The sequence below is a fragment of the Glycomyces harbinensis genome, from assembly GCF_900101745.1.
Lineage (GTDB): Bacteria > Actinomycetota > Actinomycetes > Mycobacteriales > Micromonosporaceae > Glycomyces > Glycomyces harbinensis.
This window is the reverse complement of record NZ_FNAD01000001.1, coordinates 714087-730983: the sequence shown is the minus strand read 5'-3', so window position 1 is coordinate 730983 and position 16897 is coordinate 714087. Positions and strand designations below refer to the sequence as shown.

Sequence of the window (16897 nt, the reverse complement as noted above, 5' to 3'; positions counted from 1 at the left end):
CGCACCGTGCGGGGCCGGGCGCCTCACCCGTGCGCCGGATTCGCAGGCATTTGCCCGGTCGACCAGGCCCAGGAGGCGACGCCGACCCGGTTGGGCACGCCGATCTTGCCGCGGATGTTCGCGAGGTGGTTCTTCACCGTTCCGGCGCTGATGAACAGCTCGGCGCCGATCTCGGCGTTGGTGAGCCCGTGCGCGACCAGCCGCGCGACCTCACGCTCCCTTTCGGACAACGCGGCGGCCGCGTTCGCGGCCGGTTCGGCCGGCATCATCCGGCGCAGCAGCTTCACCGTGATCTGCGGGCTGATGAGGGTGTCGCCGGACATGGCGGCCCGGATCGCCTCGATGAGCAGCGTCGGACCCGAGCGCTTGAGCAGGTAGCCGCAGGCGCCGTCGCGCAGCGCGGTGAAGACGTACTCGTCGAGGTCGAACGTGGTCACCACGATGACCCGCATCGGCTGGGCCGCTTCGGGTCCGGCGAGCGCCCGGGTCAGCTCGAGGCCGTCGAGGACGGGCATGCGGATGTCGGCGAGGACCACGTCGGGCCGCAGGTGCCGCGCCTGGTCCAGGGCACTGCGCCCGTCGGCCGCCTCGGCGACCACCGCCATGTCGGGCTGGGCGTCGAGGACCATGCGGAAGGCGTCACGGATGCCCTCCTGGTCGTCGGCGATGAGAATCCGGATCATGTGCTCGCTCCTTGCCCGAGGGGCAGTCTGACCGCCACCTGCCAGCCGCGCGGCTCGCGCGGTCCGGCCTCGACGATGCCGCCGAGGCGCTCCGCGCGCTCGGTGATGCCCGGCAGGCCCAGGCCCGCCGAGGCCCGCGACTTCGACCGCGGCGCACCGCGCCCGTCGTCGGCCACGGTCACCCGCAGCCAGCCGTCTTCCTCGGCCAGCACGATGGAGACCTTTGCGGCAGTGGGAGCATGGCGGCGCACATTGGTGAGCGCCTCCACCACGGCCCGGTACGCGACGGCGCCGTTCTCCCTGCCCGCCCCGCCCGGCAGCCGCCGGTCGACCACGACCGCGACGTCACCGGAGGCGGCGAACCGGCGCGCGAGCGCATCGATGTCGTCCAGTCCACCGACGGGATGGCGCGCGGTGTCCTGCTGGAGCGCGTGCACCGTGCGGTCCATCGACTCCAAGGCGCGGACGCCGGCCGTCTCGATCTGCTCCAGCAGCGTCGCCAGCTTCGGGTCGTCCCCGGCGAGGACCATCCTCCCCGCCTGGGCGCGCGCCACGATCTCGCTCACGTCATGGGCCACGAAGTCGTGGAGCTCCCCGGCGAGACTGAGCCGCTGGTCCTGGCGCGCCCGCTCCACGGTGCGCTCGCGCTCGGCCGCCGACCAGCGCAGATACCAGGCCGCCGCCCCGGCGACCAGCGCCGGGACCAGCCACAGGGCGCTCGCGGCCAGCAGCGACAGGAACGGCTCGCCGGTGAGCATGCGCTGCACGATCAGCGCCGTCGCCGTGCCCGCCGCCGCCGCGGACGCGATCGCGGCCCGAGGAGGCGACCACCGCACCGCCGCGTACACCAGGACCAGGAGCAGCGCGGGCTCCAGGAGAATCCACAGGCCGGTCGCCGCGTCCGGCTCCGTTCCCGGGTCGGCGATGGTCCGCAGCCACGCCGTCAACGCGATCGAGGCCGCGCCGGCGCCGATCGTCGCCGCCGGCGCCAGAGGCCCCGGCCGCGCCGGCCCGGTCGCGAGCACGACGGCGACCGCCAGGCCCGCGACGAGCGGGCCGATCATGAGCACGGCCGGATCGGCGGGCAGCCGCACCGCCCCGACGAGGAGCGCGAGCGTCCCCGCAGCCGCCACGAGCCGCAATCCGATCACACACCGAGCATAAGAGCGCCGCGCCGCGGACGTGATATGCCGTTCGGGCTAATCGATGCCCTCTCACACCGCAAAGCTCGCCGTTCGGCATATCGCCGCCCGGCCGCCCCGATTCCAGACTTGAACCATGAGAATCACATGGCACCAATGGATCGGCTATGCCACGGCCGTCTGGACCCTTGCATACGGCCTCCTCGGCCTCTACTGGACCTTCGGCGGCGGCGGCTTCCCCTTCGGCATCGGCGACGCCGAACTCATGGCCGAACGCGAGACGGCCCTCAAGTTCAACCTCCTCGGCGAGGCGACTCCCGAGACCGCCGGGCCGGTCATCGCCGCCCTCGGCCTCGCCGGGACCGCGGTCGCCGTCCTCATGGCCCGCGGCTACGCGAAGGGCCCGTTCCGGTGGCTCCTGCCGGCCTTCGCCTGGACGACGGCGATCGGGCTCACCGTGGCGATCCAGGATTACCGGACCCTCATCGTCGTCGCCTACACGCCGGTCATGCTCATCATGAAGCCCTTCACCGGCTGGGCCGACACCTTCGCCTGGGGCGACCTGTACCGCATGCCGCGACTGAACCTGCTGCTGTGCCTGCTCGCGGGCATCGCCTGGGCGCTCACGGCAGTCGCCTACCGGCGCAGGACGAGCGGCGGCTGCGAGCGCTGCGGGCGCGCCGACGACCGCCCGTCCTGGATCGACCGCGCAGGCAAGGCCGCCACCTGGACCGCCTTCGCGGCACCGCTGATCTACTGCGCGACCCGCTGGGCCTGGGCACTGGGCCTCAGCCTCGGCATCGACCCCGAGTTCTACCGCGAAGGCCAGGAGAGCGGCCTGTGGATCGCGGGTGCGGCGCTGGCGACTCTCGGCGGGCTCGGGGCCGTGCTCACCCTCGGGCTGATCCAGCGCTGGGGCGAGGTGTTCCCGCGCTGGATGATCGGCCTGCGCGGGAAGCGGGTGCCGCCGATGCTCGCCGTGGTCCCGGCGGTCCTGGTGTCGGTGCTGGTCATGTCGGCGGCGTGGATGTACGTGCGCGTCGTGGCCATCGACGGCGTCACCGCCGGCACCTGGCCCTTGACCCTGCCCGAGGTGTTCTGGGTCGTCTGGGGCGCGGCGCTGTTCGTCGCCGCCATCGCCTACCAGCGGCGCCGCCGGGGCGAGTGCGACGCCTGCGGCCGGGGCCGACCCGAGGCCCGCACCGGGTCGAAGCCCTCGGCACTCGCACGCTAGACCTTCCAGGGACCCACCACTTATGCAGTGGCCGAACCAGGTCGAGGCCGGTACGGTGGTGGGCCCCTGGACAGAGGAGCCCATTGAACGACGAGTGCGAAGTGCTCTTGATCGGCGGCAGATCCGGAGTCGGCAAGTCCACAGTGTCCTGGGAGGTGTCGAGCCGCCTCCGCGATCTCGGCGTCGCCCACTCCTTCCTCGAAGGCGACTTCCTCGACCAGGTGCACCCCGCACCCGAGGACGATCCGGCGCGGACGCGGATCACGGCCAGGAACCTGGCGGCGGTCTGGGGCAACTACCGCGAACTCGGCCAGACGCGCCTCGTCTACTGCAACACCGTCGCCGTCCTCGAACCCGACATGATCACGAAGGCCATGGGCGGCACCGTCACCCCCGTCGGCGTCCTCCTGACCGCCGGCGACGCCGCCGCCGAGGAACGCCTGCGCACCCGCGAGGTCGGCAGCTACCTGGAACCCCACCTCGAGCGCAGCGCGGGCCAAGCCCGCTACCTCGACGCCCACGCCCCCGACTGGGTTCACCGCGTCGCCACCGACGGCCGCACCGTCGCCGAGACCGCCGAAGCGGTCATCGCCCTGACCGGCTGGACCGCGCGGTGACCGACGGGCTCCGCGGGACCGGTCCCGGACGACCGGTGCGATCCTCGACCGAAGCCCGACCGTCGGGCCCCAGCCCCCGGCTGCCCGGTGCCGAAGGAGCCCGCCCATGCGCACCCGCCTGCTCGCGGCCGTCGCCTGCCTGTCCGCCCTCGCCGGCTGCGGCGGTGCCGAGGCCGAACCGCCCGACGTGATCGTCGAGTACTTCGACTCGAACGAAGTCGCGAACGACCCGTTCCCCACCGAGTCCTGCTGCGAGGACCGGCGGGCCCAGTTCGCCGCGATGGGCGGCCCCGACGCCGTCATCGGCGGCCTGCTCTCCGTCTACTCCTGCGAAGAGGACGGCGTCACCTCCTGCGAACTCGACGCCGCCCAGACCGAGACCGCGCGCGATTTCGCGGGCGACGACGGCGAACTCTTCGGCCGGCCGATCCTCGTCCAGTACGCCGACGGCGACCTCGAAGTGGTCGACCTGTACATCGTCCAGCGGTCCGACGGCGACACGCTCCTGATCGACCCGGACGGCCGGGGCTACGATGGCGGCCTGGACGACTTCCGATCCGGCAACGACCTCTTCGAGGCCGAGGACTGGATCGTCACGGCCGAGGACATCGCGGGCGTCGACGGCGGCGGCGGGTTCACCACCGTCAGCGCGAAGACCACGCCGGCCTGGGTCCCCTGGGCCATCGGCGCCGCGGCCGCCCTCGTCGCGCTGCTGCTGTGCCTGAAGATCATCGCCCGGCTGCGCGACCACCGGGAGCCGACCAGATCCTGACAGACCACGACCGGTGAGGCGGGCAGACCGTGATCGACGAGTTCTTCGAGCCGCTCGGGGCCCGCGCCTCCGCGCACCTGCGGGACCTCGGCGACGGCCGCGGCCTCGGCGTCCGCGAGCACGAACCGGTGATCCTCGTGTCCGTCGTCAAACTCTTCATCGCCTGGGAGTTCCGCCGCCAAGTCGAAGAAGGCCTGGTCGACCCCGCCGCCCTCGTGCGTGTCACCGCCGCCGACCGGCTCGGCGGCACCGGCACCGCGGGATTCCGCCACGACTCCCACATCAGCGTCTGGGACCTCGCCTCCCTCATGATGGAGGTCTCCGACAACACCGCCGCCGACCTCGTCGCCCGGCACATCGGCATCGGCTCGCTCCGCGGGCTCGCCGCCCGCGTCGGCCTCAAGGGCACCCGCCTCATCGGATCCCCCCGGGCCATCCTCGAAGAGGTCGCCCGCGACCTCGACGTCTCCGACCTCGAAGCCCTCGCCCACGTCCTCGCGAGCGGCTCCGTCTCCACCGAAGAGCTGCGCCGCACCAGCGCCTGGGACCCCGCCCGCACCAACGCCTCCACGCCCGCGGACCTCACCGCGTTCCTGCGCCACGTCTGGAACGGCCCTGCGCCGATCGCCGCCGACGTCAGGACCTGGATGGGCCGCCAGCTCACCGGCGGCAGGCTCTCGCGCCTCGCCCCCAGCGGCGTCGCCGTGTTCGGCCGGTCCGGGTCGCTGCCCGGCTGGCGCAACGAGATAGCCGTCTGGGAGTGGCCCGACGGGCGCCGCCACGCCATCGCGGTCTTCGCGCAGGTCACCCGCGACAACACCCGCGAAGTCGAACTCGCCATGAGCCGGGCCGCGCTGGCCCTCACCGACGCGTTCGGTCAGTAGAGCGAACTCCACGGCCGCGGCGGGTTCGCCGGGTCCGACTCGGCCGCCCGGAGCACCAGGCTGCGCAGCCGCTGATGCCGCTTCAGCAGCTCGGGCGCCTCCCGCATGAGCACGTGCCCGGCCGCCGTCAACGTCACCTGGCCCCCGCCGCGGTCGAACAGCTCCGCGCCGAGATCCTTCTCCAGGCGCCGGATCCGCTGACTCAGCGGCGGCTGCTCCATGCCGAGGCGCTCGGCGGCCCGGCCGAAGTGACGTTCTTCACCTACCGCCAGGAAACACTCCAAGTGCCGCATGATGTCCACGCGGCAACGATATCAACGCCCGCATCACCTCATAGCCGTGTTGATATTGGACGGAATCGACCGTTCCGGCTTGACTGTCGGGCATGACCAGAACGCCAGACCCGACACCCGCCGTGCGCCGCCGGGGCCTCCTCAAGGGCACCGGCGTCGCCGCCGTCGCGGCCACCGCCGCCGGCAGCGGCATCGCCGTCGCGCAGCAGGCCGACACGGCGGTGCGCCTGCGCTGGCTCGGCACGAACTCCTGGGAGTTCACCACCGAGACCGCGACCGTGCTCATCGACCCGTGGGTCAGCCGCTTCCCGACCGGGGCCTACACCCCGGAGGGGGCCGACCCCGAGACCGAGATCGAGGTCCACCAGGACGTCATCGACGAGCACCTGCCGAAGGCCGACACCATCCTCGTCACGCACGGGCACTGGGACCACATCGCCGACGTCCCCTACCTCGCCGAGAAGACCGGGGCGACGGTGCTCGGCACCGAGACGCACCTGAACCTGCTGCGCGCCATGGATGCTCCCGAGGAGCAGCTCTCGCAGGTCGGCGGCGGCGAGCTCTACCGGTTCGAGGGCGGCTACACCGTCGAGGTCTTCCGCGCCTCGCACTCCGCCGGCGGCGAGCACAAGCAGATCACCTTCGGCGGCACCCGCCCCGGCAAGGTCCCCAAGCGCCCCAAGAAGATCAAGGACCTCGTGGAGGGCGGCAGCCTCACGTACCTGATCGACTTCGGCACCGTCTCGTTCTTCAACGCCGGGTCGGCGAGCTTCCACGAGCGCGAGATCGACGGGATCCGCCCCACGGTGCTCTTCATCCAGCCCGGCGGCGGCTACACGCCCGACTACGTGGAGCGGCTGCTCGCCGCCACCGGATACCCGCCGTACGTGGTCGCGACCCACTGGGACGACTTCGACCGGCCGCTGACCGAGGGCGCCGAGATCGGCGCCGACTGGAAGCCCCTGCGCGACCGCGTGGCCGCCGCCAGCCCCGACTCCGAATTCCTGCTCATCGACCACCTGGAGCACCATGACTTCTGACGTGACCGTCCGCTGGCTGGGCACCAACGCCTGGGAGATCACCGGCGGCGGGGCCACCGTCCTGGTCGACCCGTACGTCTCCCGCACCTACACCGGCGCGACCAAGCCCGGCGAGTTCGATCCGGACACGCCGATCACCATCGACGAGACGGCGGTCGACGAGCACATCGGCGCCGCCGACTCGATCCTCATCACGCACGCCCACTTCGACCACATCGCCGACGTGCCGTACGTCGCCGAGAAGACCGGGGCGACGGTGCTCGGCACCGAGACGCACCTGAACCTGCTGCGCGCCATGGACGCTCCGGAAGCGCAGCTCTCGCAGGTCGGCGGCGGCGAGCTCTACCGGTTCGAGGGCTACACCGTGGAGGTCTTCCGCGCCTCCCACGGCGTCTCGGGGAAGCACAAGAGCCTGCTCTTCCCGGGCACGCGCCCCGGCGAGGCGCCGGAGCGGCCCGAGGCGATCAAGGACCTCGTGGAGGGCGGCAGCCTCGCCTACCTCGTGACCTTCGGATCGGTCTCGCTGTTCTTCAACGGGACGCCCGCGTTCCACGAGCGCGAGGTCGCCGGGATCCGCCCGACCGTGCTGTTCATGCAGGGGGCCAACCCGAACTACCCGGACTACGAGGAGCGGATGCTGGCCGCGACGGGCTTCCCGCCGTACGTGATCCCGACGCACTGGGACGACTACGAGGAGCCGCTCACCGACCCGGCGATCGACCTGTTCGGCGCGGCGGCGCTGGGGGAGCGGGTCGCCGAGGTCAGCCCGGACACGCAGTACGTGCTCCTGGACCACTTGGAGTCCTTCACCATCGAGGCCTGAACGGCCCGGTGCCGCGCGAGCGGCCCGCGTCAGGGCGCGGGCCGCCGCACCCGGAACTGAGCCGGGCGCTCGGCCCTGCGGCGCGGCTGGAGCGGGGCGCGGCGCCGCGGGGCGGGCGCCGCCGCGGTCGGCTTGGGGAGCGTGCCCTTGACGACGAAGCGGTCGTCCTCGTGCAGGTGCTCGACATTGCCACCGGCCTCGCCGAAGCGCCCGGCGAGCATCGAGAGGCCGTTGCCCGCCGCGCGCTCCGGCTTCGGGGCGCCGTCGTTGGTCACCGTCACGGTGATCTCGGCGTCGACCTCCACGATGGACACCCGGGCGGACGTGGGCTCGGCGTGGCGGATCAGGTTCGTGGTCGCCTCCCGGACCAGGAGGCCCAGCAGCTTCTCGGTGTCCTTGTCCAGGGTCGGGACCGCGTCGGGGACCGTGGCCTCGACCCCGGCCGACTTGAGGGTCCTCGCGGCGGCGTCGATCTCGTCGGACAGGGCCACCTTCCGGTAGCCGCCCACCACGGCCCGCATGTCCTTGAGCGTGTCCCGGGCCAGGTCCTCGATCGCCTGGACCTCGGCGGCGGCGCGTTCGGCGTCGGCCTCCATGAGGCGGCGGGCCACCTGCGCCTTCAGGGTGATCACGGTGAGGTTGCCGCCCTGGACGTCGTGCAGCTCCGCGGCGAAGCGCAGCCGCTCCTGCGCCACCGCGAGCTCGCCCGCGATCCCGCGGGCCTTCTCCAGCTCGCGCGCCACCTGGTAGTGCCACAGCTGGCAGACGATCCCGCCCCCGATGGACGGGACCAGGAGCACCGTCATGATCACCGACTCCCGGGCCATGAGCCCGGCCGCCGCCAGCCCGCTCGCCGCGGCCGTGACGGCGAGCATCCCGACGATCAGCGCGCGGGCCCGCCTGCCGGGCCTGGCCCAGAGGGCGGCCTCGGCCACGAGGAGTCCGGCCGGGGCGGCCCAGGCGTCGCCGATGGGGGTCGAGCGCGCCTCGGCGGCGACGCCCAGGACCAGCATGAGCACCGCGATGCCCCACAGGATCCGGCGGCGCCACCGGCTCTGGCCGTGCCAGTGGAGCGCCAGCGCGGCCGTGCACAGGACGACGGACACGGTGACCGCGCCCGCCGCGAGCGGCAGGGCGTCGGCCGGGATGTCCGACGCGGCCAGGAACGTGGCGGCGAGGAACAGCGTCACCGGGCCGGAGCCGATCACGGAGACGAACGTGTAGCGGCGCAGCCGGCGCAGGTCCCGCACGGGGGCCTCGGCGGTGCTCGATTCGCGGGTGGGGGACACCAGGAGATTCAATCATTCCGCGGGCCGGCGGAGGGTCCCGGATCTCGCCGGCCCGCACGCGGGGCGCCCCGCGATTCGTCGCCATTGCGCGACTCGCGGTAACAGTCCTATTCGGTGCATTCGTCGGTGCGGGCCCGGCATTCGGCGAATGCATCGGCATCGTACCGGTCGAGCTATGCCGGATTTGATCCGAATGCATTCACCGCGCCGCTCCATTCTCGCGCGGGATTCTAGCAAGATCCCCCTTTCCGCGGTGCACCCGGATTGGTCCTAAAGGGCCATTGTGCGACTGTTGCCGCAGGTCTACGCTCCGTAATCAGGCACTGGTCCGAGTGCCCACACCAGCCTCTTTCCGTCGCAAGGGAGCCGCGATCGTGGTCGAACAATGGGGTGGCGCCGATGCCGATCGCAATTCCGCCGGTTTCAACCGATCCGCATTCACCAATGGGTCCAGTGGTTCCAACGCCGCCCCGGGCGCCACTGCCGCACCCGCGCTCCCCACTGCGGGCAACCCGCCCGCGCGACTCGGCGAGACCTTTCAGACCAATCCGGTCACGGGTTCGGCCGCATTGTCGATCCCCCTGCCGTTCAGCGGCGGACGCGGCGCGCCCTCGCTCGCGGTGACCTATGACTCCTCGGGCCGCTCGGGCCTGTTCGGCTACGGCTGGGACCTGCCGGTGCCGCGAATCAGCCGTCGCACCGACCGCGGCGTCCCCCGCTACCGCGACGCCGAGGCCTCCGACGTCTTCCTCGCCGGCGGCGGCGAGGACCTCGTGCCCCTCGACGCGGACCCGGTCGTGCGCACGGTCGCCGGCGTCGCCTACCGCGTCGAGTGCTACCGGCCCCGGATCGACGACGGGGACACCCGCATCGAACGCTGGACCAGCACCGCCGACCGCGCCGACTGCAAGTGGCGCACCCTCTCCGGCGACAACGCCACCGCCTGGTTCGGCGAGACCCCCGCCAGCCGCATCGCGGACCCGGCCGACCCGACCCGGATCTTCGCGTGGCTCCTCAGCTTCAGCCACGACGACAAGGGCAACGCGGCGTCCTACGAGTACGCCGCCGAGGACTCGGTCGGCATCGACCCCGGCGCCGCCTGCGAGGCGAACCGGACCGACCTCGCCCGCACGGCCGGACGCCACCTCAAGCGCGTCCGCCACGGGAACGCCGCCCCGTACTACCCGGTCCTCGATCCCGAGGCCCCGCCGGTGCCCCGCCCCGAGTCGTGGCTCTTCACCCTCGTCGTCGACTACGGCGACCACGACCCCGCCGCACCCGGACTCGAACCCGACCGGCCCTGGACCGCCCGCCCCGACCCCTACGCCGACTGCCGCCCCGGCTTCGAAGTGCGCACCCACCGCCGCGGCGAACGCGCCCTCATGTTCCACGACCTGCCCGAACTCGGCGAGGAGCCCACACTCGTCCGTTCCGTCGAGTTCACCTACGCCCAAGCCGCCCACAGCGGCGACTCGCAGCTGACCGCCGCGCGCACCTGCGGCCATGCGCGCCAAGGCGACGGCTACCTCCGCGCCGAGACCCCGCCGCTGACCCTCCACTACGCCCCCGCCGAACTCGACCCCACCGTCCGGGACGTCCGCGCCGAGCACCTGCCCGCCGGACTCGACCTGACCGACCACACCTGGGTCGACCTCGACGGCGACGGCGTCGCCGGGGTCCTGGCCTCCCACCGCGGCGCCTGGTACTACATGCGCAACCGCAGTCCGCTGCTGCACGGCGACCCCGACGGCGTCGCGTTCGGCCCCGCCGAGCCCGTCTCGCCCCGTCCCGACACCGCCCGCACGACCATCGGCACCGACCTCCTCGTCGACCTCGCCGGGAAGGGCATGCCCGACCTGGTCCGCCTCCACGCGCCCGTCCCCGGATTCGCCGGACGCGACGAGGACGGCGCCTGGCGGGCCCTCGCCCCCTTCGAGCGGTTCCCCAACGTGGACGCCCGCGCCGCGCGCGTGCTCCTCGCCGACCTCACCGGCGACGGCCTCGCCGACCTCGTCCTCGCCGACGCCGCCGGCGAGCGCTGGTGCGAAGGACTGGGCCTCGAGGGCTTCGGCGAACCCCGACCCCTCGACGCCCCCGCATTCCCCGGTCCGGTCCTCCTCGACGCCTCCGCCACCGCCGCCGTCCAACTCGCCGACATGACCGGCGACGGCCTCCCCGACCTCGTCCGCATCGCCAACGGCGCCGTCGCCTACCGGCCCAACCTCGGCCACGGCCGATTCGGCCCGGCCGTCGCCATGGACCACGCGCCCCGGTTCGACGGCCCCGACCTGTTCGACCCCCGCCGCGTCCTCCTCGCCGACCTCGACGGCAACGGCAGGACCGACCTCGCCTACCTCGCCGCCGACGGTGTCCGCCTGTACGCCAACCGGAGCGGGAACGCGTGGGATGCGACCCGGCTCCTTCCCGGCGTGCCCGGCGGCGACAACCGCCGCTACGCCTCCGTCGTCGACCTGCGCGGCACCGGCACGGCCTGCCTCGTGTGGTCCACCGGCCTGCCCCACGGCACCGCCGCCGCCATGCGGTACATCGACCTGTTCGCCGCCGGGCGGCCCCACCTGCTCACCTCCCACGAGAACGGCACCGGCGGAGAGGTCCGCGTCGAATACAAGCCCTCGACCTTCTTCGCGCTGGCCGACGAGCAGGCCGGGCGGCCCTGGCCCTCGCGGCTGCCGTTCCCGGTCTCATGCGCCCACCGCGTGATCCGGACCGACCACATCAGAGCGACGGTCTTCACCGACACCACCAGCTATCACGACGGGTACTTCGATCCCGTCGAGCGGGAGTTCCGCGGCTTCGGGCGCGTCGAGACGATCGACACCGAGGCCTACGCGGTCCTGCCCGAAGGCGCGAACACGGCCGACGCCGACCTGCACCAGCCGCCCGTGCTCACCCGCACCTGGTTCCACACCGGTGCGGCGGCGGGCGCGGGGGAGCGGATGCTGCACGCGCGCCGCGACCAGTACTGGGAGAACCCGGCGGTGCCCGAGGCCGCCCTCCCCGAGCCGGGGACGCCCGCCGGCCTGAGCGACGAGGAGTACCGGCAGGCCTGCCGCGCCTTGAAGGGCGTCACGCTCCGCACCGAGGTCTACGGCCTGGACGAGACGCCCGAATCGGCGCTGCCGTACTCCGTCAGCGAATCCGCGTACGACGTCGTCCTGCGCCAACCCCTCGGGGACCGGCGGCACGCGGTCTTCCAGCTGCTGCCGACCGAGGCGGTGAGCTACGCCTACGACCGCCGCCCCGAGGACCCCCGCGTCTCCCACTCCCTCGTCCTGGAGACCGACGACCTCGGCCTGCCGCTGCGCACCGCCGCCGTCGCCTACGGCCGCGCCGTCGTCGACCTCGAACTGCCGCAGGTGATCCGCGACGCCCAGGCCCGGCCCCGCGGGGGCTACAGCGAGACCGAATACACCGCCGACGTCCTCGGCCCCGACACCAGGCGGCTGCGCCAGGTCTGCGAAACGCGCTCCTACGAACTGGCGGGCCTGCCCGCCGGACACCTCTCGAGATCCGAAGTGGACGCCATCGTGGCGGCGGCCGACCGCGCCCCCTATGAGACCGTGGACGAGGACGGCACCGTCCCCACTCCCGACGGCCCGGTGCTGCGCCTGATCGGACGCACTCAGTCGTTCTTCCGCTCCGACGACCTCGCCACCGCGCTCCCGCTCGGCGTCCACGAGAGCCTCGGCCTCGGCCACCACGGCAGGGGCCTCGTCCTCACCGACGGCCTCGTCGCCGGCTACTACGACGGCAGCGTCAGCGACGCCGAACTCCTCGCCGCCGGATACCAGCACTTCGATCAGGGCTGGTGGGCCCCTTCGGGAACCGTCCTCTACGCGAGCGACGCCGCCGACCACTTCTACCTGCCGGCCGGCGCGGCCGACCCGCTCGGCGTGACGGCGACGATCGCCCGCGACGCGCACGACCTCATGGTCGTCCTCGCCGTGGACGCCCTCGGCCGAGAGGTCCGCATCGAACCCGACTACCGGCTCCTGGCCCCCCGCGCCGTCACCGACCCCGCCGGGGTCCGCGCCGAGGCGGCCTTCGACGTCCTCGGCGCCACCGTCGCGACGGCCCTGGTCGGCAGGCCCGGCGAACCCGACATGGACACCCTCGACGACCCCACCGCCGAGACCGACTACGACCTCTTCGCCTGGATCAACGACGGCCTGCCGGTGTGGACGCGCACCCGCAGGCGCGAACGCCACGGCCCGTCCAACACCGCCTGGCAGGAGACGTACGCCTACTTCGACGGCGGCGGCGCGCCCGTCATGAACAAGAGCCGCGTCGCCCCCGGACCCGCGAAAGTCTGGGACCCCGACACCGACACCGTCTCCGAAGTGGAGGCCGACCCGCGCTGGGTCGGCAACGGCCGCACCGTCTTCAACAACAAGGGCCTGCCGGTCAAGCAGTACCAGCCGTACTTCTCGACCACCCACGGCTACGAGTCCGAGGCCGCGCTGGTCGAGACCGGCGTGACCGCGGTCCCCCGCTACGACCCGCTCGGCCGCGTCTTCCGCGTCGACTACCCCGACGGGACCCTGGCCCGCACCGAGACCGGCCCGTGGAAGTCCGTCGCCCACGACCCGGGCGACACCGTCCTGGACAGCGCCTGGTACGCCGAGCGCGGCAGCCCCGATCCGCTCGGGCCCGAACCGGCCGACCCGCAGGAGCGCGCGGCGTGGCTCACCGCGCAGCACGCCGAGACCCCGACCGCCCTCCACACGGACGTCCTGGGCCGCACCGTGCTCACCGTGGCCGACAACGGCGGCGGCGACCTGCGTTTCAGCCGCGGCGAATCCGACGCCTCCGGCGGCTTCGCCCGCGAGTTCGACACCCGCGGACGCGTGATCGGCGCCGGCGTCGCCGACCTCTCGGGCCGTGCCGTCCGCGGCGACTCGGCCGAGCGCGGCCGCCGCTGGAGCCTCACCGACATCGTCGGACGCCTGGTCCGCACCTGGGACGAGTACGGCCGGTCGTTCCGCGTCGCCTACGACGCCGTGCACCGCCCCGTCGCGACCTACGGCACCGAGCCGGGGGAGACCGAGACCATGCTCAGCCGCGTCGTCTACGGGGACGCGCATCCCGAAGCGGCCGAGCGGAACCTGACCGGGCGCACCCACATGGTCTTCGACTCCGGCGGCGCGGTCAGCTTCGACCGCTACGACCACCAGGGCAACCCGCTGCGGGTCCTGCGGCGGTTCTGCGCCGACTGGACCGCCGACCCCGACTGGTCGATCCTGGACGGGATCGAAGACCCCGAGCTGGTCATGGCCGCCGCCGCCCCGCTCCTCGAACCCCTTGCGGACCAGGTCGAGACCGGCGGCGCCTTCGACGCCCTGGGGCGCGCCACCACCGCCGTCCTCGCCGACGGCACCGTCATCACCCCCGCCTACGACGAGGCCAACCGGCTCGCCGAACTCGGCGCCCGGCTCGGCGGCACCGGGCCCGTCGCCACCTTCATGGCCGGGCAGGAGTACGACGCCCTCGGACGGCGCACCGTCGCCCGCTACGGCAACGGCCTCACCACGGACTACACCTACGATCCGCTGAACCTCAAGGTCACCGAGATCCGCACCGCCGCCGAGGGGTCGCCGGACGCCGCCCAGCACCTCCACTACGCCTACGAAGCGGCCGGGCACCTCGCCGAAGCCGAGGACACCGCCCAGCAGGCCCTGTTCTTCAACGGCGCGTTCGTCCCCGCCCGGATGCGCTTCCGCCACGACGCGCTCGGCCAACTGGTCCAGGCCTCCGGGCGCGAGCACGCCGGCATCCCCGCGGGCCAGCAGACCGGTCCCGCCGACGCCGTCGGCGCCCCGCTCCCGCACCCCAACGACACCGCCGCCGTCCGCCTCTACCGCCAGGAATACGAGTACGACGACCTCGGCAACCTCAAAGCCATGCGCCACATCGCGAACGGCGGCGCCTGGACCCGCCGCTACCGCTACGCGCACGACACCGACCCCCTCGACCGCCGCAACCGCCTCACCGCCACCAGCGTCCCCGCCGACGACCCCGACGGGCCCTACAGCCACGCCTACACCTACGACGACTACGGGAACCTCACCTCCGCCCCGCACCTCGCCCAGCTGCACTGGAACTGGAACGACCAGCTGCGCGAAGCCGACCTCGGCGGCGGAGGCACCGCCTACTACCGCCACACCGGCGGCGGCGGCCGCTCCCGCAAAGTCGTGCAGCACCTCGGCGGCCTGCGCACCGAACGGCGCTACCTCGGCGCCGTGGAGATCTACCGCGAGTGGATGAACGGCACCCTCCGCCTGGAGCGGCGCACCGTCCACCTCGCCGACGACGCCGGCCGGTTCGCGCAGGCGGACACGCTCGTCCTCGACACCGCCGGCGGCGACGGCGCGCCGCTGAACACACCCGTCGTCCGCTACCAGTACGGCAACCACATCGGTTCGGCCACATTGGAGACCGACGCCGGAGGCGCGGTCATCTCCTACGAGGAGTACCACCCCTACGGCTCCACGGCCTACCGCTCCGCCAGGCCCGGCACCGACCTCAGCCTCAAGCGCTACCGCTTCCACGGCAAGGAGCGCGACGACGAGACCGGCCTCTACGACTACGGCGCGCGCCTCTACGCGTCCTGGCTCGGCCGCTGGATCAGCGCCGACCCGATCGGGACGGGCGCGGGCCCGAACCTCTACGCCTACTGCTCCAACGACCCCTCCGGCCGGATCGACCCGAACGGCACCGACGACCATCCCCCCGCCGACGCGCGCCCCGTGGTCGTCCGGGAGACGCCGGTGACCGGCGCCGAGACCTTCGCGGAAGTCCAAGCGCTCGCCAACGGCATCCCCGGATACGAGTGGGACCCCAACGTCACCCCCCAGAACTACCAGAACTACTTCGTCAACGGCTCCTGGATGGTCGTCCGGCCGTCCGGCAGCACCGGAGAGGGCGACGGCGAAGGCGCCGAGGGAGCCGCGGGCGCGGAGGGCGCCACAGGGACCGGATCCGGGACCGGAACCGGAACCGGCGCCGCCGACAGCGGCGCCGGAGGCGACACCGAGACCGGCGAGGGCGACACCGGCGAGGGCGAGAGCTCCTCCTCGGGCCTGGGCACCGGCGCCTCAGGGCTCGGACGCGAGGGCTTCCGAGCCGGCCCCCCGGGGCCCACCCTCGAAGTCCCGGACAACTTCGACCCCGCCAAGATCAGGGCCTACAAGCAGCGCATCCAACTCGACCGCGGCGTGGGGATGCGCTCGGTCCGCCCCGGCGCCACCGGCAAAGGCGCGCGCACCGGGGACATCCGCGCCGCCAACGCGGGGCTCGCGGACGACTTCAACGTCCGCGGCGGCGGCCTGCGCTCCCGGGCGAACCAGGTCGACCACATGGTCGAACTCCAGCACATCATCCGGCGCGCGGGCGAGTTCGTCCGCCGGATCGACCACCGCTACTGGCCCCAGAGCATCAACGGCTCGCAGGGCACGAGCGCGAGGCACATCGACGACGCCGCCCGCGCCGCGGGAGCGCTCGAAGACGTTCCGGCCGGCGGCGTCGCGCGCACCGCCGACCTCACCCACTGGACCAACAGCCCCCGCCTGCGAACCGGGATGCGCTGGGGCGGCGGCGCGCTCATGTTCGCCGGACCCGCGCTGACCGCCTGGGGCGCATCGAGCATCGAGGACGACAGGGTCCGCAATGGCGCGTACGGCCTCGCCGCGACCGAGGCGCTCGCGGGAGCGAGCTACATCGGCGCCCGCGCCGCCCTCGCCAGACCGGCCCTGCACTCGCAGAACCTCGCCCGCTTCGCCGGGGTCGCCAGAGGCGTGGCCGGAGTCGCGGGCGGCGCGGCCCAAGCGCTCATCTCCGGCTACCTCGCCTACGAGGACTACCAGCGAGGGGACTGGACCTCCTTCGGGTTCAACGCGGCCGCCGCCGTCGGCGGGGTCGCGCTCGCCATCGGGTGCGTCGTCGGCTCGCCCGTGCTCATCGGGATCGGCATCGTCACGGGCGTCGCGGCCGGCGTCTACGGAGTGGGACGCATGTTCGAGTGGTGGTGACCGCGCCATCCATCAGGGAAGCGACCGCGCACGTCTTGCGAGATCCAATCAGGGACCGCCGCAGTACAGAAG

General features: G+C 73.0%; 11 protein-coding genes. 7 read left to right on the top strand and 4 right to left on the bottom strand.

Annotated features, from left to right (window positions below; translation table 11 throughout):
- Positions 1-23 precede the first annotated feature (23 nt).
- Positions 24-683 (bottom strand): response regulator transcription factor, encoded by a 660-nt coding sequence (locus BLQ63_RS03135; RefSeq protein ID WP_091028154.1) that lies wholly within the window; start codon positions 681-683, stop codon positions 24-26.
- A complete protein-coding gene (locus tag BLQ63_RS03130) occupies positions 680-1834 on the bottom strand; it encodes a sensor histidine kinase (protein WP_143014741.1) in 1155 nt (384 codons plus the stop codon). The genes BLQ63_RS03135 and BLQ63_RS03130 overlap by 4 nt, the downstream gene beginning before the upstream one ends.
- A 127-nt stretch (positions 1835-1961) precedes the next feature.
- Here BLQ63_RS03130 and BLQ63_RS03125 point away from each other — a divergent pair, with 127 nt between their 5' ends.
- From BLQ63_RS03125 to BLQ63_RS03110, 4 genes are all read left to right on the top strand, one after another.
- Positions 1962-3059 (top strand): hypothetical protein, encoded by a 1098-nt coding sequence (locus BLQ63_RS03125; RefSeq protein ID WP_091028147.1) that lies wholly within the window; start codon positions 1962-1964, stop codon positions 3057-3059.
- 83 nt (positions 3060-3142) lie between these two features.
- Positions 3143-3676, top strand: coding sequence for a DEAD/DEAH box helicase family protein (locus tag BLQ63_RS03120; RefSeq protein WP_091028145.1), 534 nt, complete (start codon positions 3143-3145; stop codon positions 3674-3676).
- Between the two features lie 106 nt (positions 3677-3782).
- Positions 3783-4448 (top strand): hypothetical protein, encoded by a 666-nt coding sequence (locus tag BLQ63_RS03115; RefSeq protein WP_091028138.1) that lies wholly within the window; start codon positions 3783-3785, stop codon positions 4446-4448.
- A 29-nt stretch (positions 4449-4477) separates the two neighbouring features.
- Complete coding sequence (locus BLQ63_RS03110) at positions 4478-5332, top strand: serine hydrolase (protein WP_091028132.1); 855 nt, start codon at positions 4478-4480, stop codon at positions 5330-5332.
- Here BLQ63_RS03110 and BLQ63_RS29535 read toward each other — a convergent pair.
- A complete protein-coding gene (locus BLQ63_RS29535) occupies positions 5326-5625 on the bottom strand; it encodes a LysR family transcriptional regulator (RefSeq protein WP_177154774.1) in 300 nt (99 codons plus the stop codon). The two genes, BLQ63_RS03110 and BLQ63_RS29535, sit on opposite strands and share 7 nt — an antisense overlap.
- Positions 5626-5717: 92 nt before the next feature.
- Here BLQ63_RS29535 and BLQ63_RS03100 point away from each other — a divergent pair, with 92 nt between their 5' ends.
- Together BLQ63_RS03100 and BLQ63_RS03095 are read left to right on the top strand one after the other, a co-directional pair.
- A complete protein-coding gene (locus tag BLQ63_RS03100; RefSeq protein WP_091028125.1) occupies positions 5718-6665 on the top strand; it encodes an MBL fold metallo-hydrolase in 948 nt (315 codons plus the stop codon).
- Complete coding sequence (locus BLQ63_RS03095) at positions 6655-7488, top strand: MBL fold metallo-hydrolase (RefSeq protein ID WP_091028123.1); 834 nt, start codon at positions 6655-6657, stop codon at positions 7486-7488. The genes BLQ63_RS03100 and BLQ63_RS03095 overlap by 11 nt, the downstream gene beginning before the upstream one ends.
- Before the next feature lie 29 nt (positions 7489-7517).
- Here the strand turns inward: BLQ63_RS03095 and BLQ63_RS03090 are convergent, their stop codons facing one another.
- Positions 7518-8777 (bottom strand): sensor histidine kinase, encoded by a 1260-nt coding sequence (locus tag BLQ63_RS03090; RefSeq protein ID WP_091028118.1) that lies wholly within the window; start codon positions 8775-8777, stop codon positions 7518-7520.
- Between the two features lie 332 nt (positions 8778-9109).
- Here BLQ63_RS03090 and BLQ63_RS03085 point away from each other — a divergent pair, with 332 nt between their 5' ends.
- Positions 9110-16825, top strand: coding sequence for a SpvB/TcaC N-terminal domain-containing protein (locus BLQ63_RS03085; protein WP_342673905.1), 7716 nt, complete (start codon positions 9110-9112; stop codon positions 16823-16825).
- Positions 16826-16897 lie beyond the last annotated feature (72 nt).